This is a genomic window from Bacillus sp. B1-b2, from assembly GCF_009183415.1.
In the GTDB taxonomy this organism is placed as follows: Bacteria; Bacillota; Bacilli; order Bacillales; family Cytobacillaceae; genus Niallia.
In genome coordinates, this window is sequence record NZ_WEHU01000017.1 from 1 (window position 1) to 21,505 (window position 21,505).

The following is a 21,505-nucleotide window of genomic DNA, read 5'->3' on the forward strand; positions in this document are numbered from 1 at the left end:
AACTATACCAAACGGATAGGTGTTTTTTCATGTGTTTTTATTGTGTCAATGATCGTACTTGAATGACATCAGCAACTACTGCTTGTTGAACTTATCCCACATTTTTCGATGCGAAAGTTGAGTAAATTAATTAAAGACAAACGAAATATTCATCTATTATACTCTTATTTTAGCAGGGCAGATTACTTGACGCAGTTACTCTCCTACATTAAGGAAGGAATAGAAGCAGAAGAATATATTATCCTTGTTGAAAATGAAAAGAATTACGCTCTTATCAATCAAGAGTTGGAACATCTGTTTTCCGTTAAGCAAAGAGAGTACTTACATTTCGTTAATAGCCTTGATTTTTATTTCTCAAGTGGAAGCTATCACCCACCTGCCATAACAGAATATTTCAACAAAGTCTTCCAACCATACATAACGAAGCAATTAACGGTTCGTTCTTGGGCACATGTGGAATGGGCGACTTTTAGCAGTCCTTATTATTTGGTAGAGGATTTTGAGAATATAGTCGATAAAGCCGTAAATGAGCTCCAGTTCCCCTTAGTATGTGCCTATTCAGGTGATAAAATGCCTGGCACTTACAAAACATAATAGAAAGAACTCATCCTTATTTATTAAAAGGGAATGAGCTAGCATTTTCTAATAAGTATAAAGACTTTTAAACGAGTCTATTAGTTTACTAGCTGTTCCATTTTTATTGAACAGCTTCTTTGGTATTATTAAATCTTTTCAAGCATTACTTACCTATATGCAATCAATTAATATGAAATACTGTTAGTTTACTCCACGTTGATTTCCAATTCTTCTTTATAAGCCGTTCTTGGTATATTTTCATTCGTTCCTTATCCTCGATAAAAAAAGGAGTCGGTTTTACCTCTAATTGTATTAAATCCCTTATCCCACATGGAGCAGCTACTATTAAATTGTTCTGTTCATCTAATTTCACGCCTAAAGCTGTAGCGGTTTCAGGAAATTTTGATATAGCATCGACAGAAGAGGCAAAGGGAAACGTCTTGTTCTTCATATGCATTCTTGCTTGATTTTTTACAGACCATGGAATACTAGGCATTCTATATGCTAGCATTCTTTCGAATTTCTTTTCCTCCACTTCACTTAAATTTTCAGGATTAAAATAAATGACATCAATATCTGGTAACTTTGTTCTTTCGCTATAATAGTGTAAGGTGTCCCATACTTTAGAGCGAACGAATCCTGCACAAATCCACCAATCAGGTAAATTCAATGATTTTGCTGTTCTCAAGATATCCATCATCCACTGATCTTCTTTAATGAGAGAAATAATTTGATCTTTATTCATTATTACAACAGTCCTCTCTTTCACCATGATAGATTTGAAATAACTAGAATAACTAATAATTTTTCATTAAAATTACAAACAATTCGAGTTCAACCAAATCACCATTGCAATTATCATTTCTTCAGTAAAACGATGATTTACATTTTCAAAGATGCGAAATTCTATGTTAGTGCGCTTCTCTGTTTCTATTAGATAGTTATAATAATCAATTTGTCCTTCTATAGGCATGAAAGTATCGTTCTCTCCATGTAGGAGAAGGATTGGATTTTTATTAATATGGTTTTCTTTTGGATCATAGTTTCTTAATCTCTCTTCTTCCATTAAAGGTAGTTTTTCACGTTTATCACGTAACCGATATATTTCTTCAGTCACTACAAAGGACCCTGAACCATTGACATTAACCAGACCCTTAATTAGAGGTTCCTTAGCAAAAATACTGGTTGCTATAAGTCCACCCATGGAACTCCCTATTACAATGGTATCTTCTAACTTAATAGGCAGGACATTGAGAAAATCATGAAATTCATCCACTGTTATCATAATTGTTTGCCAAAAATATTCTTGAGATACTTGCTTTTCAAAATAATGAACAAATGGTTCTCTTGTGTCATGATATATAATTCCTGGTACAATAACTGTATACCCTTCATTTACTATTAATTGGGCTAAATCACTATATCCTTTGGCAGAACCTCCCCATCCATGGTAAATGATCACTATCTTTTCTCTAGAAATACCTATTTCTGGTTCTTGTATATAGTAACGATATTTGCCACTCTCTCTACTTTCCATTATTACACCTCTAAACACCCTTACTAACATCTCGATTGCAGAATAAACTAGACTTGTATCTCGGTAATTTTTTGTAAGTAAGTTTTTCACCTATTTTATCATTAACAAAACGTTATTAATCACTGGTTGAAGACTCTTAAAATTTGAATCACTCACAACAAAGTAAAAGGTCCTTAAGAAATTCTTACAGTTTGCTACTAAGTACCAATAGTTTTGTTCGGGTAGCTTCTTCTTCCTTTGAGACAGCTCATTAGTCATGCTTTCTAGTAATTCTAATATTATATTTACACTTAACCCTCTTTGTAACATCTCTAATATAGGAATTAGCATTCTCTCTTCTTCATCATGATGATAAACATCATCACTCACAAAAATTTTCGCCCAGATTACAGATACTATTTCCTTATAATATGTACTATCTAATTTTTTATTTTTAATAAGTTCATAAAATGTATCTGATACATGTGCAATACTATGTGCCCACCCTTTATGTGGGACAAATCCTCTTACATCCTTCTCTTGTCTTATATATTTTATTAAACTATCTTTTACTTCGTTGATTTTCCTTACTGAAAGAAAATCATTCTTATTATCCTGAAACAAGATAAGCGCAATTAATAAAGTTGTGAAAGCTCTAGTGAATACAGAATCTGTATCACTTTCCCCTATTCCGTTATATAGAAATTTATTACTTAAACATTCTTCTAGTAGTTCTTCTAAAACAGAAACACTAAGTTTATTTTCCAATATCAAGTTACTAAAAGTGCCATAAATAAGTGTGTCTCTTAATCCACTATCAGACGAACCTATATTTTTCATCATCGAATATAGTATTAGTTCTTGGTCAACTCGTTGCCAAGAAAGTTGTTTTGTATGTAATTTCATTAACTGTAATTTAAGTTCTTCTTCCTTTAGCCTAATGAAATCACCATTGTATGTCATATTATTCATCCTTTTGTTTATTCTTCTTGTCTTATTTCACAAATACAATTATTACTTCTTTACCATACTCCTTAGAAATAGCTTTTCTCGCTTCTTCAGAAGTTCGTGCTGTTACCGGAATTCTTTTCTTTTTTCCCTCTGTTTCTAGTTCCACTGTAAAGCATTTTGCTCCACATCTCATGTACGATAGCCTCCATGCCCATCTAATAGTAATGCCATATAGTAGCTATCTACGTATTTACCATCGATATAAATAGAATGTCGTTTTATCCCCTCTATCTCAAAGCCCATTCTTTTATATAAACCTACTGCGGATTCATTATCCACTCGTACCGTTAATTCTAATCTACTAATCCATTGTTCTTCCGCCCATTTTATTAATGCTTCAAACAGAGCTTTTCCTATTCCTCTCCCCTGACATGCTTCGATTATTCCAACCACTATATAGGCAATATGTTGTACTCTTCTTGGCTGATTTCCTATCGCTATTAAATAACCAACCAAATTCTCCTCTACTTCTGCTACTAAAATTTCCGATTTCTTATCCTTTTGAAAAGACTCTATCCTATTTTTCTGTTGCTCTAATGTGATAATGCGCTCTCCTGATTCCCAAAGCATATATTCTGATTCATGCTCTACTTGCTGTACTAATTTTGAAAAGCAATCTGCATCGTTTAACCTTATTTTTCTTATTGCTATATTGGAAATATCGATTGTAATCAACCTCTTTTGCTAATTTTAGAATAGATCTTATTTCGCTATTATCTCCCATAAAGAATAAATTCTTCTAAACTTCCATGAAACACATTGACATCAATGAATTCTTCTTCTCCATTGTATCCTTCTAACTTCTCTTTGTCGGTGTATTGCCAGAAAGTCCAATCTCTTTGGTCTGGTAAGGTAGGTTTTGTCCATACATCACGTATCCAAATATCAGTATCCTCAAATTCTTCCTTTATATATAAATCATATGCTTTATTAGTAGTGTAGAGGATTACTCGTTTTCCATAATGCTTTTCTAGAATATCAATCATATCTTGAAGTTCTTTTCTAACATCCTCTTTACTAGGTAGATTTTTTTCCTTATCACCATAAAACTCTACATCAATAACAGGTGGTAAGGTATCTGCCTCTTTCGGAACAGTATCAATAAAATTCTCTGCTTGTGTTGTACCTGCACTGTCATAACTAAAAAAATGATAAGCACCAATTCTTATTTTCGTTGTTTTCGCATTGTTCCAATTGCTAGTAAAATAGGAATCAACAAAGCTACTTCCCTCTGTTGCTTTTATAAAAGCAAATTGAATATTCTGCGTCTCTATCTGTTTCCAATTAATTTCTCCTTGATAAGAAGATACATCTACACCCTTTACTTCGTAATCTCTGGAAAAGAAAGAATTCGGTATAATCATTCCCTGCAAAATCAAAATTCCTATACTTGCGATGAATAGAAAGAAAAGAAAAAAGGAGATTAACCATTTTTTCTTTATAGGCTTTTTTCTACCCATTTGTTTTCCTCCTATTCATTCATCTTGTGCATGACAAACTGGGATTTCATTTTCTTAAAATCATTATGTTCATAAAATGGGATGTACTCTTCTTCACAAAATAAACTAATAATATCAATGTTCGAAAGCTCTTCTAGCAATTTAGCTACTAGGTTTTTACCAAATCCTTCTTTTTGGAAGGAACGATGGATAATGACATCCTCAATGTAAGCTCGAAATACTCCATCTGTCACAGCTCTTGCAAAACCTACCAATTCATCATTCTCCCATGCCCCAACATAGACTCCATGTTGTAATATTAAACTTATTTCTTCCTCTCTTCTTTCTTCCCACCAGCCTATACTCTTATAAATTCTCATTACGTCTATTGCAGCAATCACTCTTTCCGAATTGCTAAGTATTTTCAAATGTAATGTTTCCCCCAGGACCTCCATGAAGAATAATAAGTGGAAGAGTTCTTTGGATACTCCCTTCTATTTTAACCCAATGTTTAATACTGTTATGCTCAATCATATATTCACCATCTAAAAGCTTCATGGACACTCACTCCTTCTACTCCTATTCATTAAAATAATCCACTATTTTTAAGGCAACTTCTCTTGGTTTTACATCAAGCTCATTAAGTGATTCTACTTCTACCCACATTGGAATATACCTTCCTCTTTCTTTGCTTTTTCTGTATTCTTCTCCATCACCTGTACCAAAGACTCCCCCGATAATTACTGCCAAAAAGTAATACTGTGTACCACTATTTTGCAGTACTGTTAAACATTCTTTTATCCTAACCATTACTCCTAATTCTTCTAATGCTTCTCGCTTAGAACCATCTTCCGGTGTCTCTCCATTCTCTATTCCACCACCAGGGAAAACATAATAGATAGTGTTTTTTACTATTCTTTTTATTAATGCCACCTTATTGTTTTCTATAATCACTACTGAACCTCTGTCTCGCATCCTACTCCAACTCCTTCCTTCTAAAAAATGGAAAGATTACTAGTTAAATAGATTTACTCATTTTAATAAAAGTAACAGGATGTCCAAAAAAATCTCCTTCTGTTTCTCCTACTTTTACAAAGCCTTCCTTCTCATAAAAGCTAATACTTGAATTCTGTTTATAAACAGATAAAGAAAGTGTTTTTGGTCTTTCATAACAACTTAAACCATATTTGATAAGGGCTCTCCCAATGCCTTTTCTATGATGAGATGGATGAATATAGAGTGATTCTAAATACACCTCTTCTTTTGAACGGTCTCCAGAAAAGAAAGCATATCCTACAATTCTCTGTTCTATTTCTACAACTAGATTGAGATAATGTTGAAACCTATTATCCATTTCAGCATCTGAGTAGGCATCTGTTAACACCTTATCTTGTATATCTAGTGGAATAAAGTCGCTATATGTATGTCTCCATGTATCATGAGCAATAGATCTAATGGTATTTGTATCTGTTACTTGCATATGTCTTATTTGCATTATTATTGATCTCCTAACCTATATCATTTGTTACTATTTTACAGAATTCTGAAATAAATGATAATAAAACCCAATAAATTCTTTATAATTTTTTGAAAACTATTTATTTTAATCTATTTTTCCAAAAAAAAGCGTAGTCTACTCTGATAGTAAACTACGTGTCTCACCTTATATTTTGTTAAAACTATCATCTGCAGGGAACTTTATTCCAACACTTCTTCTAGCAATGGTCATAATGTCCATTACCTTGAGACTATGCTTAAGGTTATACCTCATCTTCTCTTGATTTTTTTCTCTAATTATTTGTTCAAATTCCAAAAATTCTTCATACATTCTGTGTTTGTGTGTGTTTATGTGAACTTCTTCTTCCATTTTAAGTCTATCTTTATAAGTAAATGATGAAATACTACTAACAGGACCATTAACATAGATTGTTCCATTTTCACCTTGAATGGTAGCAGAAGAAGGACCATTGCTATCTTTTGCACCAATACAAACTGCTTTAAACTGGCCATAATCAAGAATTAAAATACCCGATGTATCAATGCCATTTGTTAGATTCGGATAATAAGCTATATCATTCGGTTCTCCAAAGAGCCCAACAACAAAATGAATATTATAACTATTAATATCCATTAATGCCCCACCTGACATTTTTGGATCAAATGCGGGCAATATAGTTCCTTCTTTAAAAGCAGAATACCGAGAAGAATATTGAGAATAATTTGCTTCTATAATTTTTATTTCTCCCAGATTATCTAGTCTATTTTTTATTTGAAGGTAGTTTTCTCTATATTGATTCGTTATTGCTTCTAGTAAATAAAGCTCCTTACTTTGTGCAATATCAGCTAATATCTTTAATTCTTCAATGTTAGATGTAAAGGGTTTTTCACAAATTACATGCTTCCCCGCTTCTAAAGCTTGTTTAGCATAAGAAAAATGCAAATGATTTGGTAATGCTATATAAACGGTATCTAGTTTGGAACTAGCTAGCATTTCTTGATAATCTACATAAATATGCTTAATGTGATAGTTTACTTGAAGTTTTTCTAGGTGTTCTTTTTTATTCGTTCTTCCAAAAATGGCTACTAATTCTATTTCTGGCATACTGTTAAGAACAGGTAGAACATCCTGCACAATCATACCAGAACCAACTATGCCTAACTTCATGTTACTTACATCCCTTCATACCCTCTTCTAAAATTTCCATCTGTATCAAAGTCTCTTCATCTTTTATTAATTTTTCTTTTCCATTAATGATTGTTTCATAGATTGCGTCGTAAACTCTACCATAATCGCCTACTTCTGATACCACTTTTTCTTCATGATAATTGCCTGATTCATCTAAGTAAGTTAAGGTTCCATAATGTTCAGGAAGATCTATTCCAAATCCCTCTTTACCAGGCATATAAAACAGCTTTAGATGTTCTTCTTGACGATCCTTTGTATCTTTTACAAAAACACCTTTTTTTCCATAAAGTACAAAGCTTGGTCTTTCCTTTAAGCGAAAATAACTTGATTTGATTGAAACCTTCAATTGGTTATAATAAAAATCTAAATCAAAATAATCATTCATTCGCCCAGTCCCTAATAATTGGCGTACATCGTAATGTACCTGATCAGGTTTTCCGAAATAGGAAATTACTTGATCAACTGTATGTGTACCATGTCCATACAGATAGCTAAGATTAAAGGTATAGTTTTTAACCGATTCTGGTACTTCCGGTCTAAAGTAGTCATAATGCATTTCTACCTCTAATAACTCCCCTAGTTTTCCACTTTCTATTACTTTTTGTGCAGTAAGAAAATCTGAATCAAAACGACGATTTTGATAGCATTGTACTATCAAATTTCTTTCTTTTGCATATGCAAAGATTTCTTCTGCTTCCTGTTTCGTCATCATAAAAGGCTTCTCCACTAAGACGTTTTTTCCATGATCCAAAGCTAGCTTTGTTAAAGGAAAGTGAGATTCATGTGAAGTTGCAACGACAATTAATTGAATGTCTGCATCGTTAAGTATTTCTTCTATGTCCGTAGTATAATAGATATGGTCGTGTTTCTGCCATGTATCATGTGATGGATTTCTACGATATATGGTTTTTACGTTTATATTTTCTCTTTGTAGCACAAAAGGTAAATGATATCTGTTTGTACTTTTTCCATTCCCAATATAGCCAATTGTAAGCATGTAGATCACTCCTATAATGTTTAATAGCCTCATTATAAGTTGCATGTATAGAGAATGTCATGTAAGACCTTTCATTTCTGTCATTTAGGTTAAAAAGTTCAGCAGAGAACAGAAAAAGAATATACTTCTGAACTAAAAGTTCAATCGGAAGGAGAAGATGGATTTGTTATTAAAAAAGATGGCCAGTAGAACAGACTTCACTGCTTCTGAGAACACAATTGCTCAGTACATATTGAATAATACAAACAAAATGGAAAAAATGACGATACAAGAGCTTGCTCGAGAAACATTCACATCTAATGCTTCCATTATTCGTTTCGCGCAAAAAATGGGGATGGAGGGTTTTAAGGATTTTAAGATTAGGCTAGTTCAGTCCATTGAGCAAAGAAAGCTTGTTTTATCTGACATTAATCCAAATATACCATTTGAAGACGATGCATCTATTATGAAAATTGGACAAGACATGATGCATTTGGCGGAGCAAGCTATTAAAGAAAGCTATCAATTACTAAATGAAGCGTCATTATTTCAAATGACAAAGTATCTATATCAAGCGGAGCGAATTTTTTTGTATGCAGCTGGGGATTCTCAAATCCGTGCAGAGAGCTTTCAAAATAAACTCGGGAAAATAAATAAATATGCCATATTGGCTACTGCTCGAGATGAGTTTGCTACAAATACTGCTAATTTAACATCAATGGATTGTGCTTTGTTTATTACCTATGAAGCTAAATCAAAAAATGATTGGATCGCTGCAAACATATTAAAAGAAAAAAATGTACCGATTCTATTACTAACAGCATTTCCTGAAAGTGAGCTAGCTAAGTATTCTGATGTCATGTTAACAGTACCATTACTTGAAACACAGAAAATAGAAAAAATAGCTACTTTCTCCTCTCAAATCGCCCTTGACTATCTTTTAAATGTACTTTTTTCTACTTTGTATCAAATTGATTATACAGCTAACCGCAATCATCAGCTAAAAAACGCAGAATTACTTAAGCGTTTCCTAGACCAATAGCTAAATAATCCCTTAGATATACTTCATCAAGTCTAAGGGATTATTTAGTTTTCTGTCACTCTAATACAAGCTATCAATTAAATACTCCGTTATCACATAAATTTAATTTCATTCGCAAATTGTAGTAAAATTTCTCTTCCTTGCTCACCAGATATAATATACAAGAATTTCTCGCCTTCCATGATTATTTTTCTCTCTTCTCCACTCTTTAACATTACTGAATGAAAGGATGAAATAACCCATTCTTGTTCCACTGTTTCATTAAGAAAAGCTTTTTTTAGATCCACTTCAAGGTCGTTTATACGTGTTTCTATCTTAATCTGGCTTCCGTCTTGTAAAGTATAGATGGCACCACCTAGAAGAATATCTTTTTCTTTTGTTACAAATACCTCTGGTTCACCACTTGTATTAAGAGTATGTAGTTTTCGCGGAACAATAGCTTCCCTTGATAAGAAAACAGACTCCTTATTCTCTACTAACTGCTGATTTTCCACCGTTATGGCTGTTATTAAATCCGTTTCAGATAAGGTCTGTACAAATTCATTTTCTTTTTCCTGCAAAATGTCTCCATTGAGAAAAAGGACTAATCCTATTGTAAAGATACCTACGAAAGCAAAAAAAGGAAAAATGGAGAAATGTCTGTCTGTTGTATTCTTTGTTCTTATACTAACTAGCAGTCTCTCTTTTGTTACAGCTTTCTTTTTTGCTTCCCAAACTATATCACTATCTAATTGCAGCAACTCTTTATCTAGGTGATTTAAAGATTTCTCCATTCAATAATACCTCCTTTTTTAATTGCTTCTCCAAAGCAGCTAGAGCTCTAAAGAGAGTGGATTTCACTTTACTTTCTGTCCATCCTAATATCGCTGCAGTTTCTTGTATAGAAAACTCTTTTAACTTTCTTAGAATAATAACGACTCTATAATCGGTTTTTAAAGAACTTATTGCTTGATATAATTCATAGGAACTCTCCTTAATAAGTACATATTCCTCTGGTATCTCTTTGACTTCCTTTAAATGAAGGAGTATTTCTTTAAAAAGGATAATTGGTTTCCTCTTTCTGATATAGTCAATGGTTACATTATGTGCAATTCGAAATAACCATGTCTTCTCACTAGAAGCTCCTTTAAATGATGCTTGCTTCTCGTAAGCTTTCAAAAAAGTTTCATGCGTTAAGTCCTCTGCTTGCTGATAATCACGAACCATCAGTAAAATATACTTAAAAATGGATTCACTATATCTTTCATAACAAGTCAGAATAAAGTTATCATTGTCTTGGTTCACTTTGTCACCTCCATTTCGTTGAAAAGCTCTATATAGACGGTTGAACGAAAGAAAAGTTTTACATTTGTTTCATTTTTTTTCAAAAAAAAATAACAGTTTTTCATATTCGCATAGTCTATGGATGAGATTTTCATTTTAACTTATATTAGTTGTAACTTTTTAAAGAACTCAAACGATTAATAATGGAACAGAACATTAAGGGGGGAGATTATTGGCTAATCGTAAGCTTGAAGAGAGAGTAATAGAAATTTATCAAACGCACTATTCAGATGTCTACCGATTTTTAATTTGTTTTACTGGTAACTCTAATGATGCAGAAGATTTAACGCAAGAAGTGTTTATTCGTGTTTTAAATCACCTTTCTAAGCATACTTCTGGAAGCTTAAAAACGTGGATTTTTTCCATTGCGAAGCATACGGCTATTGATCATTATCGTAGGAAAAGGTTTACCTCTATTTTTAAAGAAAGCTTTTTTAAACAAATACCCTCTAATGAATTAGATCCCAATGCGGAAATAGAAATGGATGAGTTCAAGAAAGGTATTCATCAAGCTATCTCAAAACTTAAGCCAGATTTTCGTGCTGTAGTCATTTTACGAGGAATAAATGAATTTACGATAAAAGAAACAGCTGACATACTTCATTGGAGTGAGTCAAAAGTAAAGGTAGATTATCATAGAGCATTAAAAATCCTACGGAAAAAATTAAATATAGACACAGAGGAGGTAATCAGAAATGCGAATTGACCAAGATTTATTTCACCATATAAAAGAGTCCTCATTTATGAATCCACGAGATGAGTTTGTGAAAGAAACAGAAATTATGCTTAGAAAAGCAGCAAGAAAACAGAATCGCAGAAAAAAATTAAAGCTTGCCTCCATTGCTTCAAGTGGACTTCTTGTATGCATACTCACTTTGTTTTGGATTTTCTCTTTTAACGGTAAACAATTTATCTATAACACTGTCTCTTCTTACCACTCTAACCAATCACAGATTTTAACAACTACATTGGATCCACAAGTGTATATTTATCATTCGCATAATTATGAATCATTTCTATCAGAAACAAACTCCACTTCTCCGAGAAATGCATCACATCCTACGAAGAACATTACACTAGTTGGAGAAAGGCTGAAAGAGACATTAGCAAAAAAAGATATCCAAGCACAACATGAAACGAAAGATATTAATGCCATACTGCTCGAAAGAGGTTTGAGTTTTCAAGATTCTTATAGCGTTACTAAAGAATTACTTGAAAACAATTTAGAGAAGTATCCTAATATAAGGATGACCTTTGATATTCATAGAGATTCTGATACTAGATCTCATACTACTGTACAAATAGAAGATACTGACTATGCAAAAATTCACTTCGTTATATCAGAGTTAAACCCTAATTATCAGCAGAATTTAACATTCGCACAAACATTACATGAGAAACTGCAGAAAAAATATCCAGGCATATCAAAGGTAATTCTAACAAACAGTACAAATACTACTAAAAGTACTTATAATCAAGACGTATTTAACCAAGCTGTGTTAATCAATATTGGGGGATATGACAATACTTTGGAAGAAGAGTATAGATCGGTAGATGCACTAGCTGAGGTTATAGATGAAATATTGAAAGAAGAAATAAAATAACTATAGTAATAAGAAGAGTAAGCAGAAGAAGCTTACTCTTTTCCACGTTTAGTTTTGAAAAATGCCCTTATCCCGATGACTTAAATCTCCTTCTAACACAATTTCATACTGATTATTTTTTTTTGTAATAATAGTCAAACTAGTATCATGAATAAATGGAGGTTCCCACAACCTATCCATTGGAAGTTGTTTAAAGTAGGCTAGTATTGTTTTAATCGTTATAGAATGTGTAACAATAAGAACATTACCTGAATCATGATTCTTTATAATATCTTTCAAAGCTAATTCTACTCTTTTTCTTACATTAAAAAAATCTTCTCCCATTATTGGCTGATATAAATGAGGTGTGTTCCAAAAAGAGTAAATTTTTTCTGGAAAATTCTCTTCGATGTATGTAATAGTTTTCCCTTCCCAATCTCCCATATTAATTTCTCTTAAGTTTTCTTTAAGAGTAATAGGTACATCCCACTTTCCTCTTATTATTTCTGCGGTTTTCACGCTCCTATTACTTGTACTTGAATAGATGGCATCAAATTCAATATCTCTAAGGCTTTTTGCTAATAATGACGCATTATTAACACCAGTTAGCGTTAGCTCCGAGTCACTCCAACCCTGCATTCTTTTTTCTGTATTCCAAGAAGTTTCTCCGTGTCTTGTTATGTATAAAGTGAGCATGTTTCTCTCCTATCCTATACTCTACATTGGGTTGTGAGAATTCATTTAATTATATTTTATTAATATCGGTGATTACAGCTACTAATTACTTTATAAAGGCTTCTTATCGAGTGGTTCTACAACCCCGATTATTTTTTTATCTTTTTTTTTCGATAATAGCTTTTATTATTCCTTCTGATATTTCCGCCTCTGATAACCATCTAGAATGATTTCTATCTATTTTAAATCCCAGCTGGACTTGATGATAGGTACCATTAAAAAATCCTTCGATTGCTTTTTTTACTTTTTCTAATTTCGCGTTACTTCCTAGTATATGAAACAATTGGACATCTAAACTATATGCTGACAACTCCTCTAACAAAATCTTTATGGCCTGTTTAGCATAAGAGTGAATCCAAATTACTGCAGTATGTATTTCCCCATTTTTTTCAAGTGTCGACTTTAATGCCTCTCTGAAACTACTATTGTCTGTGTAATCTACTAATAGGGGAGTCAGACGACTATCCTGTTCCACAGCTTCTACTAGTTTATCCATTTGTAACGGTTTTCTCGCAACTACTGAAACACGAAAACCTTGTTCTACTAACCATTTTGATACTTCAAATAACATACCAGTTCCGCCAATAACTAAGGTATGCTTCATTCTAGATCCTCCCCAAGAAAATTACATTATTACTTCATTTATATCTTTATGATAAACAAATTGCTCCCCTTTTTTCCCCATTATTCTAATCCCTTTATCTACAAATCCGCATTTTTTATAAACATGCTGTGCGATGGTATTTTTATGGTTTACCGCTAACACAATTTCTTTTTTATCGGAATAGTGTTTTTTCACAAAAGCGGAAAGTTGATTCAAGGAAGATTGAGCAATGCCTTTCCCTTGATAATTTGTATCAACAGAGTATGCTCGAAGTAAGATAGCCTCTTCATTTTCACTAAAACCCTTTACTCCCCCCCCGCACTGAAGAATAAAAAACCCTGCTAACTCTTCTCTATATAAGATAACTATAGGTATCTTAGTTTCATCTTCTTCACATGCCTTCACAGCTTCTACTGGAGTGGATGTATACACACTTTGTTGGGGTGATAGATTGTAAGAAAAAATACTCTGCTTATATTCCTCTGTATATAATTTAAGTTGAACCATATCCTTGTCTGTAAACATATCCTATAACCGTACCTTTCTTTGTATATAGATGTTTTCTGCATTATTTGTAATGGGGAAGATTTAAAATGTTTTTTTATAATCTCTGTAAATCTCTCCAATTATCCCTTCCATTTGATGAACACCTAAATCAGAGTTTGTCATAATGACCAACCCTTTTTCTAAATAGGGAAAGATAACCATCATACATTGAAATCCTTTCCCCCATCCTAAAGAAGAAATTTCCATCTCTTTTTCTTCTCCATCTAAGAAGACACCAAGACCAGCCCAATGATAGATACCTTGTTGGTGGATTAAGTCTTTAGCATTTTTTGAAGAGATACCTAGTTTACTCTTACCTTTTATAGCAGTTATTAATTCTATTACCAACAATGAAAGATCAGAAGGTGTACTCCATAACCCACAAGCTGCTGAATAAGGATAAATAGTAGTATTTTTATCTACTACATTCCCTTTTTTATCATGACCACAAGTAATATTTTCATCTGGTAGTAAACCGAGATAATGACTATTTTTCATTTCTAAGGGGTCTAACACATACTGTCTCATTACTTTATCAAATGATTCGCCCATCGTATCTTCTATTAACTGCTGAATGATACAATATCCTGCATCACAATAATGAAATTGACTACCTGGTTCATAGGTAACTTCTATTTTATGAGAACAATATTCTGTTTTTCCATTTAATAAGTCCTTCATGGAAGGAATCCCCTTCTCTAAGGAGTATTCTGTAAAACTATGTAAAGGATCTTTTATACCTGACTGATGAGACAGAAGATTCCTTAGAGTTACTTCCTTTTGGGATATAAATTCATTTTTGGGTATCTTCCAATTTTTCAGTTTATTATTAACACTCTCGTCTAATTGAAGAAACTTCTTCTCTACTAATACAAGGATCAGCATAGCCGTAACAAACTTACTCATAGAGCATGAATTAAATATAGTTGTAGCTTCCACTTTCTTATGGGTATTTTTTTCAAGATATCCATAACAGGCAGTCTTCTGCAAATTATCACCTTGAACAAAGGCCATACTTAAACCAGCAACTCCACTCTTCCTCACTTTCTCTTCTAAGGTTACCATCATTATCCTCCTTTTTAATTATCTTACCAAATACAGAACGTATATTCTAGAAAAATATAGATGTTTGCCTATTTTTCCTTCATCTAATAACTAATAAGCTTGTACTAGAATACAATGCATTGAACTGAGAGGTGATTATATGCTTGGTTTATATAAAGATAGTTTAGATAATCGAAAGAATCTAAATGATCAGGAAAGATTGCTAATAGAAGAATTCGAAAAAAAAATGACAGATAACAAAAAACCTTTCCCTTGTATACCAGCTACAATTGGATTTTCTATGAATCATTTAAGATATGGATTTATTGGTGATCCAACAGAAGAGAAAACGACTTTAGAGCTTGTTGATATCTTAAAGGAATTTACTATATATTCAAGAGATTACGGAAAATATACTTCTTTGATTGTTTTTTATCAAATTCCGAATGAACTAATGAGTGTTTCTAAAGTGGAAGACTATGAGCAACTATTTTGGGAGCAACTAAGCAGACTATCTTCCGTAGATGAAATGGATTGGGTAGGTGACATTCCGACAGACCCAGAAGATCCATTATGGGAATTCTGCTTTCACAGGGAGAAGTATTTTATGTATTGTGCAACTCCTTCCCATCAAGCAAGAAAAAGTCGTCATTTCCAAACAATGATGCTTGCTATTACTCCAAGATGGGTATTAATTGAGTTTAATAAAAAAGAATCATTTGCCAAAAATATTAAAAAGCAGATACGAAAAAGAGTTTCTAATTACGACTCCATAGATATACATCCTGACCTTAACACATACGGAGCAGAAGAAAACTTTGAATGGAAACAATATTTCTTAAGAGATGATGATTCTACTATTTCTAAATGTCCTTACAATCGTTTTCTTCATTTGTTAAAAAGGAGCTAATCGTTTAAACCCTAAGACTATGTCTTTGGGTTTTTGTATATGCTGTGCTCTTAAATCTAGTAATAAATAAGGTATAATAAATTGTATATATACATAGAAGGAGCGACTTACAATGAAATTTCTTAACTTTGGCTCATTAAATATAGATAAAGTATATTCTGTCCCTCATTTTGTTTCTGGTGGCGAAACGCTATCATCAACTTCTCTAGAAGAATTTCCTGGTGGGAAGGGATTGAATCAATCCCTTGCATTTGCTAAAGCAGGAGCAAATGTTCACCATGCAGGAAAAATTGGAAAAGATGGGCTATTTCTAAAGGATTTAATGCAATCTCAAGGAGTTAACGTCAAACAAGTAACGGAAGATGGCTCCTCAACTGGGCATGCAATCATTCAAGTTTCAACTAGTGGTGAAAATTGTATTTTATTATATGGTGGAGCAAATCAAGAAATAACTAAAGAACAAATCGACTCTACATTAGCGGAATGTCAAACAGAAGATGTTATTGTCCTTCAAAATGAAATGAATCATTTAGAATATATGTTGGATACTGCAGCTAGAAAAGAGTTAACTATTGCACTTAATCCCTCACCAATTAATCCAGCAATACTAAAACTAGATTATCACAAAATTCATTACTTAATTCTAAATGAAATAGAAGCTAAAGCAATTAGCGGTGAAGAGAAACTAGAGAATATTTTCACTTCCCTACTAAACCTTAATCCACAATTAAAAATTGTACTAACTCTAGGAACTAAAGGAGTCATCTATAAGGACTCCACACAAGAAGTAAAACAAGATGCATTTCCGGTACATGCAGTTGATACTACTGCTGCTGGAGATACCTTTCTTGGATATTTCTTAAGCATAATAACGAAATATTCTGATGTAGAGAAGGCATTAAAGGTTGCATCCAAAGCATCTTCTATTGCTGTTACAAGAAAAGGAGCAGCTTCTTCTATTCCTTCTTTAGCGGAAGTTTTGACTGAGCTCGGAATATGACTATATAAGAATACTATCTCTTAGTTAAAAATATATTATCAATCGTAAGGACATAGATGCTTATTTAAACTATGATGAACGACTAAGAATTTAGATGAAAAAAATATCATAAAGGAGTTTCTATGAAAACCAATGATATGAAAAGAAAAATATTTAAGGAGGGGTTAATTGGAGAAAACTAACAAAATCGTCAAATGATAGATCCTTGAATGGAGTATGTGGAGGTATAGCTGATTTTTTTCATATATCACCTTTTGCAGTTATGTTAATATTTATCCTAACTGCTTCTGTTTCAATATGGATATATATCATTCTTACTTGGACATTAGATGAAGGACCTACTTTAATGTAGTGAACAAACTATTCAAACACCTAAATACAGGTGTTTTTTTAAAAAAAACCCTTCTCCCCACATTATATAGTAATTTTCTCCTATCTACCCTAAGCATTCTGGAGGAATACAGAGGAATATTAAATATTCTGTATAAATTGTATATATAGTTTTTTCTGTACAATATTTACGGATAATAATGATGGATTATGAGCTTTGTCATTCCCTGTATATATCGTTACACTTTATTTATCACTACTTTTGAAGGGGGAATTTTGCAAAGTGCTAAAAAAATTAATTGGTTTGACAACAGGATTAGCATTAACATTGGGTTTAGCAGCGTGTGGAAGTGAGGAAACAGGAGCAAGTGAATCTGTTGGAGATTCGGTAGATTATGAGATTATAGGTATTGATCCAGGTTCTGGTTTAATGAATGCTACTCTAAATAAAGTCTTACCTGGATATGGTCTTGATGACAAGTGGGATGTTATAGAAGGATCCGATACGGCGATGACTGCGGAATTATCTAAAGCTATTAAAGATGAAGAACCTATAATCGTAACTGGATGGGTTCCACATTGGATGTGGAATGAGTTTGACTTAAAGATGCTTAAAGACCCTAAGAAATTATATGGTGGAGAGGAACAAATACATACTCTTGTTCGAAAAGACTTTGAAGAGGAAATGCCAGAAGCATATAAGTTCTTTGATCAATTTGAGTGGTCACCAGACGACATGCAGGATGTGATGGTGAGAATTCAAGGTGGTACTTCTGAAGAAAAGGCTGCGGAAGAATGGGTGTCCGAAAACACGGAATTAGTAGACACTTGGCTAGAAGGGGTTTCTCCAGGCAATGGGGAAGAAATCAAAATACCTTATGTTGCATGGTCTGATGCAACAGCAAGTAGTAATGTTGTTAAATATGTATTAGAAAATGAATTAAACTATAAAGTGAACTTGATGCTAGTTGAACCAGGTGTTATGTGGGCAGCTATTGCGGAAGGAAGTGGAGATGCTATGGTTACTGCTGCTCTTCCAACTACTCATGAAGCATATTACAAACAATTTGAAGGAGACTTTGTTGACTTAGGACCAAACTTTACAGGTCTACAAAATGGTCTAGTAGTTCCAGCTTATATGGACATTGATTCTATTGAGGATTTAATGGAGGAATAGTATAGTTACTCTTCAGCTTATCAGTAATAATTTTTTTAAGTATTATGCTTAACTATCAAATACATTATAAACAAACAAGAACACCTTAAACATTGGGTGTTCTTGTTTCATAGAATAAAACATTCTTACTTCATAAAGTTTTCTTTAAAGAAATTCAATTGGAATTCCAATGATAGTGGATCATTGAATAAGAAACTATTACCATCTGCTTCAAAAACATGGTTATTCTTCACTGCTTCCATTGATTTAAAGGTATCTGTTTCTTGATATGAACTATCTTGATCACTATATTTACTGATAATTAAGTAATCACCTACAAACTCAGGTAATACTTCTTGTGAAAGCGTATAATATCCATCTTTAGCTGTCATTTCTTTCACTTTTTCTTGCATATTTAATCCCATAGCTTGATAAAGTACCTCTGTACCTCTTCCCCAGCTATCGCCCATTACGTACATACTTTTATCATAGCTTTCCATTACAGTAACAGTTGCATCTTCTCCAATTTTAGCTTTGATTTCGTCGCCAGTAGATTTAGCTTCTTCTTTAAAGTTATCAATCCAGCTTTGTGCTTCTTTTTCTTTATTTAATAGTTTACCAATCTCTAAATGCTGTGTTAAATAATCTAATGTTCCATAAGTATATGTAACAGTTGGAGCAATCTCTTTTAACTTGTCTACATTCTTCGTGCTTTCTGAACCAATAATCAAGTCTGGTTCTAACTCAATAATCTTTTCTAAATCTTCATCTGATACTACTTCCACGTCTTTTAATTTTTCTTCATATATCGGACTGCTTTTCGCCCAAGTATCTACTCCAACCACATTTACGCCTAATGCTAGCACATCGCCTGCATTACTAAGTGCTACTACTCTTTGTGGATCTGCTGGAACTTCAACTGGTCCGCTTTCTGATTCATATGTAATGGTTTCTTTCTTGTCTTCTTTCGTAGCTTCTTCTCCTGAACTACTATTTGATGATGCATTTCCGCAAGCACTAACAAGAGCTAGTACAAGTATAAGTAATACTGGCATAAATAATTTCTTCATGATGTATTCCCCTTATCTTTGATAATGATTATCAATTTCACTTCCAAATTTTAATCTGTAAGTAGAATTCTGTCAATAGCTAAATTTCACCCTATCATAATTAAACAAACAGATATAATCTAATAAACTATATAAAATACTATGAGAATATAGTGAGTCACAGTTTATCTTTTTGCTTCTTCCCCCTTTCAATTAGTGTCCCTACTGCATCCCTTTTTCTTTAAGTAATTGTTAAAGTATACCGTTGTTTTGCGATATATGTTTATCTGTTTTCAAAGGAATTAAAAGCATAAGAATAGAATATGTCAAAGGTAGAAGGAATGTCTTAATATCTCCTAAGGAGGTTATTGTATTATGTGGTTAATTAGAAGCAACTTAATGATCATATTAATAAATACCATTTTTATTTTCTTAATCCAATTTTTATTTCTTTCATTAGTACACGCAAAATTATCCGTTTTAACTTATCAAATAACCTTCATTTTATTTATTTTTGTACCGATAAATATAGTTATTTGGTACAGTAAAATGAATGTTGGCTTTTATCAACATTGGTTATGCATATATGTAGGATTTCTTTGTTCCTCTGTTCTTTTCTATGTTATAAAAGCTATATTAGTAGATAAACCCAGTGATTTCCCACCAAGCGAACCTTACTTTGATTTATTTCTAACTGTTTTTATCTACGGATTATTACAACTATTGATTTTTATTTTCTTAAATGGTGTTGCCTATATAATTTATAAATTCACACATAAGAATCAGACTTAAATGTGAAATTCTAAATCTTAGTGTCTCTGTCTCTTGAAATGCATCTTTTAAGCAGAAAAATCAGCTAGTATGGTTACAAATGATTTTCGAATATCATTGTTTTAATCAATACCAACCAAAAACTTTAATACAGCATTTATTTCCATTCAAAATAGAAAAGAGACATTAACCTATGTTAATACCTCTTTTGTTCTATCTATTTAAAACTTTTCCAATTCATCGGATTTTCATTTAATAATTCTTCAAAGCTTTTGTTCTTTTCTTTTTGTCTTTTTTCTTCTCTTTTACGCTCTTCCTCCGCTTTTACCTTTACCTCTTCTTGTTCTTTTAATTCTTGCTTTTTCTCTTTTAATTGTTTTGTTAATTGTTCATTTAATAAGTCTCCAAGTGTAACTGGCTTGTCTTGTTGTTCCTTTTTAACTGGTTTGCGTTGTTTCGCCATGAATGATGCCTCCGTTAGCTGAATTGTTCTTTTTGAATATCCTCTTCTAATTCTACTTCCACATTACCTTGTATTGCTCTTGTAATCATACAGCCTGTCTCTGCTTTCTTAGCCAGCTTTTCCGCAAGCTCTATATCCTTTTCTGTAGCATCATGATTTAAAATAATGGTTGGTTTGTGGATGATCTTTTTGTAGGTAAACACTCCATTTGTTACATCTACAATTGCCTCAGAGTCCAAAGTTAAACTAACTTTCTGTAACTTACTTCTTTCCATCATAGCTGCAAGAGTAATAATATAACACGTCGCTGCTGCTCCTAATAACATTTCATCAGGATTGGTGCCTACTCCAGGTCCATCCATTTCAGTAGGTATAGATATTTTTGTTTTTAAATTTCCGCTTTCAATTGTACCTATATCATTACGATTTCCAGGCCAATCTGCCTTTAAATAAAAATGATGTTCTGCCATATAAAGACCCCTTTTTCTTGTGCTCTATGTATAATAACATATTTTTTTACTCATGTTATTAGAGAAAAAGGATCCATATCCAAAGTAGGAGGAATTAATAATGAGTAACAAAAAAGACAAGGGTTATAGCCAAGCAGGGAAACCTAATGCTGATACAGTTAAGCAAACAATTTCTAAAGAAGAATTAGAAAATGCCATTCATCCAACAAATAGACAAAATTCAAAACAATAAGCTTTTTTACCACACCTTTTATTTGGTGTGGATTTTTCTTTTT

The 21,505-nt window shown here is 32.7% G+C and carries 30 protein-coding genes and 1 pseudogene; 10 read left to right on the top strand and 21 right to left on the bottom strand.

From position 1 onward, the window contains the following. Positions 1-186 precede the first annotated feature (186 nt). Positions 187-594, top strand: a complete 408-nt coding sequence (locus tag F9279_RS15920) for an MEDS domain-containing protein (RefSeq protein ID WP_264298256.1) — start codon at positions 187-189, stop codon at positions 592-594. 163 nt (positions 595-757) lie between these two features. Here F9279_RS15920 and F9279_RS15925 read toward each other — a convergent pair whose 3' ends face one another. The 12 genes from F9279_RS15925 to F9279_RS15970 form a co-directional block, all read right to left on the bottom strand. After that, positions 758-1,321, bottom strand: coding sequence for a nucleotidyltransferase family protein (locus tag F9279_RS15925; RefSeq protein ID WP_226793593.1), 564 nt, complete (start codon positions 1,319-1,321; stop codon positions 758-760). A gap of 72 nt (positions 1,322-1,393) precedes the next feature. Then, on the bottom strand, positions 1,394-2,113 hold the full coding sequence (locus tag F9279_RS15930) for an alpha/beta hydrolase family protein (RefSeq protein ID WP_152114809.1): 720 nt from the start codon (positions 2,111-2,113) through the stop codon (positions 1,394-1,396). Positions 2,114-2,203: 90 nt separating this feature from the next. Continuing rightward, on the bottom strand, positions 2,204-3,055 hold the full coding sequence (locus tag F9279_RS15935) for a DUF2785 domain-containing protein (RefSeq protein ID WP_193224599.1): 852 nt from the start codon (positions 3,053-3,055) through the stop codon (positions 2,204-2,206). A gap of 31 nt (positions 3,056-3,086) precedes the next feature. Further along, complete coding sequence (locus F9279_RS25250) at positions 3,087-3,236, bottom strand: hypothetical protein (RefSeq protein WP_193224600.1); 150 nt, start codon at positions 3,234-3,236, stop codon at positions 3,087-3,089. After that, positions 3,233-3,778: a GNAT family N-acetyltransferase gene (locus F9279_RS15940; protein ID WP_226793596.1), complete on the bottom strand. Its 546-nt coding sequence runs from the start codon at positions 3,776-3,778 to the stop codon at positions 3,233-3,235. The genes F9279_RS25250 and F9279_RS15940 overlap by 4 nt, the downstream gene beginning before the upstream one ends. Positions 3,779-3,816: 38 nt before the next feature. Continuing rightward, positions 3,817-4,545 (bottom strand): GH25 family lysozyme, encoded by a 729-nt coding sequence (locus tag F9279_RS15945; protein WP_413463216.1) that lies wholly within the window; start codon positions 4,543-4,545, stop codon positions 3,817-3,819. Between the two features lie 29 nt (positions 4,546-4,574). Continuing rightward, on the bottom strand, positions 4,575-4,970 hold the full coding sequence (locus F9279_RS15950; RefSeq protein ID WP_226793599.1) for a GNAT family N-acetyltransferase: 396 nt from the start codon (positions 4,968-4,970) through the stop codon (positions 4,575-4,577). Continuing rightward, positions 4,957-5,100, bottom strand: a complete 144-nt coding sequence (locus tag F9279_RS25255) for a hypothetical protein (protein WP_193224601.1) — start codon at positions 5,098-5,100, stop codon at positions 4,957-4,959. Before F9279_RS25255 ends, F9279_RS15950 begins: the two co-directional genes overlap by 14 nt. A 21-nt stretch (positions 5,101-5,121) precedes the next feature. Then, complete coding sequence (locus F9279_RS15955) at positions 5,122-5,517, bottom strand: NUDIX hydrolase (RefSeq protein ID WP_152114817.1); 396 nt, start codon at positions 5,515-5,517, stop codon at positions 5,122-5,124. 43 nt (positions 5,518-5,560) lie between these two features. After that, positions 5,561-6,037, bottom strand: coding sequence for a GNAT family N-acetyltransferase (locus F9279_RS15960; protein ID WP_152114819.1), 477 nt, complete (start codon positions 6,035-6,037; stop codon positions 5,561-5,563). 168 nt (positions 6,038-6,205) lie between these two features. After that, positions 6,206-7,207 (bottom strand): Gfo/Idh/MocA family protein, encoded by a 1,002-nt coding sequence (locus tag F9279_RS15965; protein WP_152114821.1) that lies wholly within the window; start codon positions 7,205-7,207, stop codon positions 6,206-6,208. 1 nt (position 7,208) lies between these two features. Then, positions 7,209-8,225: an oxidoreductase gene (locus F9279_RS15970; RefSeq protein WP_152114823.1), complete on the bottom strand. Its 1,017-nt coding sequence runs from the start codon at positions 8,223-8,225 to the stop codon at positions 7,209-7,211. A gap of 178 nt (positions 8,226-8,403) precedes the next feature. Here F9279_RS15970 and F9279_RS15975 point away from each other — a divergent pair, with 178 nt between their 5' ends. Then, entirely contained in the window at positions 8,404-9,246 is an 843-nt protein-coding gene (locus F9279_RS15975; RefSeq protein ID WP_226793602.1) for a MurR/RpiR family transcriptional regulator, read from the top strand. Positions 9,247-9,338: 92 nt separating this feature from the next. Here F9279_RS15975 and F9279_RS15980 read toward each other — a convergent pair whose 3' ends face one another. After that, positions 9,339-10,019, bottom strand: coding sequence for a hypothetical protein (locus F9279_RS15980; RefSeq protein ID WP_152114826.1), 681 nt, complete (start codon positions 10,017-10,019; stop codon positions 9,339-9,341). Then, entirely contained in the window at positions 9,991-10,530 is a 540-nt protein-coding gene (locus tag F9279_RS15985; RefSeq protein WP_152114828.1) for an RNA polymerase sigma factor, read from the bottom strand. Before F9279_RS15985 ends, F9279_RS15980 begins: the two co-directional genes overlap by 29 nt. Before the next feature lie 211 nt (positions 10,531-10,741). Here F9279_RS15985 and F9279_RS15990 point away from each other — a divergent pair, with 211 nt between their 5' ends. Both F9279_RS15990 and spoIIP read left to right on the top strand, forming a co-directional pair. Continuing rightward, positions 10,742-11,275 carry an RNA polymerase sigma factor gene (locus F9279_RS15990; RefSeq protein ID WP_152114830.1) on the top strand — a complete coding sequence of 178 codons (534 nt, stop codon included), beginning with the start codon at positions 10,742-10,744 and terminating at the stop codon, positions 11,273-11,275. Then, positions 11,265-12,173 (top strand): stage II sporulation protein P, encoded by a 909-nt coding sequence (spoIIP, locus tag F9279_RS15995; RefSeq protein ID WP_152114832.1) that lies wholly within the window; start codon positions 11,265-11,267, stop codon positions 12,171-12,173. The genes F9279_RS15990 and spoIIP overlap by 11 nt, the downstream gene beginning before the upstream one ends. 48 nt (positions 12,174-12,221) lie before the next feature. On the opposite strand, the gene F9279_RS16000 is transcribed toward spoIIP, so the two are convergent. The 4 genes from F9279_RS16000 to F9279_RS16015 all read right to left on the bottom strand — a co-directional run bounded on the left by F9279_RS16000 (position 12,222) and on the right by F9279_RS16015 (position 15,102). Then, entirely contained in the window at positions 12,222-12,848 is a 627-nt protein-coding gene (locus tag F9279_RS16000) for a histidine phosphatase family protein (RefSeq protein ID WP_152114834.1), read from the bottom strand. 136 nt (positions 12,849-12,984) lie between these two features. Further along, the gene (locus F9279_RS16005) at positions 12,985-13,491 is read right to left on the bottom strand and encodes a short-chain dehydrogenase (protein ID WP_152114836.1); all 507 of its coding nucleotides are present in this window, start codon (positions 13,489-13,491) and stop codon (positions 12,985-12,987) included. Positions 13,492-13,512: 21 nt separating this feature from the next. Continuing rightward, positions 13,513-13,998, bottom strand: coding sequence for a GNAT family N-acetyltransferase (locus F9279_RS16010; protein WP_226793605.1), 486 nt, complete (start codon positions 13,996-13,998; stop codon positions 13,513-13,515). An 81-nt stretch (positions 13,999-14,079) separates the two neighbouring features. Further along, positions 14,080-15,102 carry a serine hydrolase domain-containing protein gene (locus F9279_RS16015; protein WP_226793607.1) on the bottom strand — a complete coding sequence of 341 codons (1,023 nt, stop codon included), beginning with the start codon at positions 15,100-15,102 and terminating at the stop codon, positions 14,080-14,082. A gap of 139 nt (positions 15,103-15,241) precedes the next feature. Here F9279_RS16015 and F9279_RS16020 point away from each other — a divergent pair, with 139 nt between their 5' ends. The 4 genes and pseudogenes from F9279_RS16020 (at position 15,242) to F9279_RS16035 (ending at position 18,498) form a co-directional block, all read left to right on the top strand. Then, a complete protein-coding gene (locus F9279_RS16020; RefSeq protein WP_152114842.1) occupies positions 15,242-15,991 on the top strand; it encodes a YqcI/YcgG family protein in 750 nt (249 codons plus the stop codon). A gap of 112 nt (positions 15,992-16,103) precedes the next feature. Then, positions 16,104-16,991, top strand: coding sequence for a ribokinase (locus tag F9279_RS16025; protein ID WP_152114844.1), 888 nt, complete (start codon positions 16,104-16,106; stop codon positions 16,989-16,991). 184 nt (positions 16,992-17,175) lie between these two features. Beyond that, positions 17,176-17,343, top strand: a pseudogene (locus F9279_RS16030) (PspC domain-containing protein); the annotation flags it as partial. 261 nt (positions 17,344-17,604) lie between these two features. Continuing rightward, positions 17,605-18,498 (top strand): glycine betaine ABC transporter substrate-binding protein, encoded by an 894-nt coding sequence (locus F9279_RS16035; RefSeq protein WP_152114848.1) that lies wholly within the window; start codon positions 17,605-17,607, stop codon positions 18,496-18,498. 125 nt (positions 18,499-18,623) lie between these two features. On the opposite strand, the gene F9279_RS16040 is transcribed toward F9279_RS16035, so the two are convergent. Beyond that, positions 18,624-19,547: an iron-hydroxamate ABC transporter substrate-binding protein gene (locus tag F9279_RS16040; protein ID WP_152114850.1), complete on the bottom strand. Its 924-nt coding sequence runs from the start codon at positions 19,545-19,547 to the stop codon at positions 18,624-18,626. 354 nt (positions 19,548-19,901) lie between these two features. On the opposite strand from F9279_RS16040, the gene F9279_RS16045 reads away from it, so the two are divergent. Then, complete coding sequence (locus F9279_RS16045) at positions 19,902-20,318, top strand: hypothetical protein (protein WP_152114852.1); 417 nt, start codon at positions 19,902-19,904, stop codon at positions 20,316-20,318. A 196-nt stretch (positions 20,319-20,514) separates the two neighbouring features. Here the strand turns inward: F9279_RS16045 and F9279_RS16050 are convergent, their stop codons facing one another. Then, positions 20,515-20,760: a YqkE family protein gene (locus tag F9279_RS16050; protein ID WP_152114854.1), complete on the bottom strand. Its 246-nt coding sequence runs from the start codon at positions 20,758-20,760 to the stop codon at positions 20,515-20,517. Between the two features lie 14 nt (positions 20,761-20,774). Then, the gene (locus F9279_RS16055; protein WP_152114856.1) at positions 20,775-21,230 is read right to left on the bottom strand and encodes an OsmC family protein; all 456 of its coding nucleotides are present in this window, start codon (positions 21,228-21,230) and stop codon (positions 20,775-20,777) included. Positions 21,231-21,330: 100 nt separating this feature from the next. Here F9279_RS16055 and F9279_RS25980 point away from each other — a divergent pair, with 100 nt between their 5' ends. Then, a complete protein-coding gene (locus tag F9279_RS25980) occupies positions 21,331-21,462 on the top strand; it encodes a hypothetical protein (protein WP_264298257.1) in 132 nt (43 codons plus the stop codon). Positions 21,463-21,505: the final 43 nt, after the last annotated feature.

Excerpts from the sequence above, each read along its gene's own strand:
- F9279_RS16005 (WP_152114836.1), bottom strand. The coding sequence starts at position 13,491 with ATGAAGCATACCTTAGTTATTGGCGGAACTGGTATGTTATTTGAAGTA.
- F9279_RS16015 (WP_226793607.1), bottom strand. The coding sequence starts at position 15,102 with ATGGTAACCTTAGAAGAGAAAGTGAGGAAGAGTGGAGTTGCTGGTTTA.
- F9279_RS25250 (WP_193224600.1), bottom strand. The coding sequence starts at position 3,236 with ATGAGATGTGGAGCAAAATGCTTTACAGTGGAACTAGAAACAGAGGGA.
- F9279_RS15975 (WP_226793602.1), top strand. The coding sequence starts at position 8,404 with ATGGCCAGTAGAACAGACTTCACTGCTTCTGAGAACACAATTGCTCAG.
- F9279_RS16020 (WP_152114842.1), top strand. The coding sequence starts at position 15,242 with ATGCTTGGTTTATATAAAGATAGTTTAGATAATCGAAAGAATCTAAAT.
- F9279_RS15960 (WP_152114819.1), bottom strand. The coding sequence starts at position 6,037 with ATGCAAATAAGACATATGCAAGTAACAGATACAAATACCATTAGATCT.
- F9279_RS15935 (WP_193224599.1), bottom strand. The coding sequence starts at position 3,055 with ATGACATACAATGGTGATTTCATTAGGCTAAAGGAAGAAGAACTTAAA.
- F9279_RS16000 (WP_152114834.1), bottom strand. The coding sequence starts at position 12,848 with ATGCTCACTTTATACATAACAAGACACGGAGAAACTTCTTGGAATACA.
- F9279_RS15965 (WP_152114821.1), bottom strand. The coding sequence starts at position 7,207 with ATGAAGTTAGGCATAGTTGGTTCTGGTATGATTGTGCAGGATGTTCTA.
- F9279_RS15925 (WP_226793593.1), bottom strand. The coding sequence starts at position 1,321 with ATGAATAAAGATCAAATTATTTCTCTCATTAAAGAAGATCAGTGGATG.
- spoIIP (WP_152114832.1), top strand. The coding sequence starts at position 11,265 with ATGCGAATTGACCAAGATTTATTTCACCATATAAAAGAGTCCTCATTT.
- F9279_RS25980 (WP_264298257.1), top strand. The coding sequence starts at position 21,331 with ATGAGTAACAAAAAAGACAAGGGTTATAGCCAAGCAGGGAAACCTAAT.
- F9279_RS15980 (WP_152114826.1), bottom strand. The coding sequence starts at position 10,019 with ATGGAGAAATCTTTAAATCACCTAGATAAAGAGTTGCTGCAATTAGAT.
- F9279_RS16025 (WP_152114844.1), top strand. The coding sequence starts at position 16,104 with ATGAAATTTCTTAACTTTGGCTCATTAAATATAGATAAAGTATATTCT.
- F9279_RS16045 (WP_152114852.1), top strand. The coding sequence starts at position 19,902 with ATGTGGTTAATTAGAAGCAACTTAATGATCATATTAATAAATACCATT.
- F9279_RS16050 (WP_152114854.1), bottom strand. The coding sequence starts at position 20,760 with ATGGCGAAACAACGCAAACCAGTTAAAAAGGAACAACAAGACAAGCCA.
- F9279_RS16010 (WP_226793605.1), bottom strand. The coding sequence starts at position 13,998 with ATGGTTCAACTTAAATTATATACAGAGGAATATAAGCAGAGTATTTTT.
- F9279_RS15930 (WP_152114809.1), bottom strand. The coding sequence starts at position 2,113 with ATGGAAAGTAGAGAGAGTGGCAAATATCGTTACTATATACAAGAACCA.
- F9279_RS15970 (WP_152114823.1), bottom strand. The coding sequence starts at position 8,225 with ATGCTTACAATTGGCTATATTGGGAATGGAAAAAGTACAAACAGATAT.
- F9279_RS16040 (WP_152114850.1), bottom strand. The coding sequence starts at position 19,547 with ATGAAGAAATTATTTATGCCAGTATTACTTATACTTGTACTAGCTCTT.
- F9279_RS25255 (WP_193224601.1), bottom strand. The coding sequence starts at position 5,100 with ATGAAGCTTTTAGATGGTGAATATATGATTGAGCATAACAGTATTAAA.
- F9279_RS15955 (WP_152114817.1), bottom strand. The coding sequence starts at position 5,517 with ATGCGAGACAGAGGTTCAGTAGTGATTATAGAAAACAATAAGGTGGCA.
- F9279_RS16055 (WP_152114856.1), bottom strand. The coding sequence starts at position 21,230 with ATGGCAGAACATCATTTTTATTTAAAGGCAGATTGGCCTGGAAATCGT.